The organism is uncultured Roseobacter sp., from assembly GCF_947491795.1.
GTDB lineage: Bacteria > Pseudomonadota > Alphaproteobacteria > Rhodobacterales > Rhodobacteraceae > Roseobacter.
Map to the genome: position 1 here is coordinate 1 of NZ_CANLKW010000045.1, position 249 is coordinate 249.

The 249-nt window shown below is 52.2% G+C and carries 1 pseudogene; it reads right to left on the minus strand.

Annotated elements, in window-relative coordinates:
- A pseudogene (locus tag Q1A34_RS21995) lies at positions 1-249 on the minus strand (DNA methylase N-4); the annotation flags it as partial.

The following is a 249-nucleotide window of genomic DNA, read 5'->3' on the forward strand; positions in this document are numbered from 1 at the left end:
AGCGGGCGTCGCCGCAAAGTAACTGATGATTTCCAAGTTGCCAGAGGTCGCCCGGTTGCGTAACCGCAGGACCACTGACCGGAGCCGGCAGTTCGTCAGCATTGTCTGATTTGTTCGCATGCTGATCGAGTATCATATCCACTTCAGCAATTTCAAAACCTGTCAGATCAACATCAAAGTCCAGATCAATCAGGGCCTGCAGTTCAATGGCCAGAATCTCCTGATCCCATCCGGCGTTTTCGGCCAGTT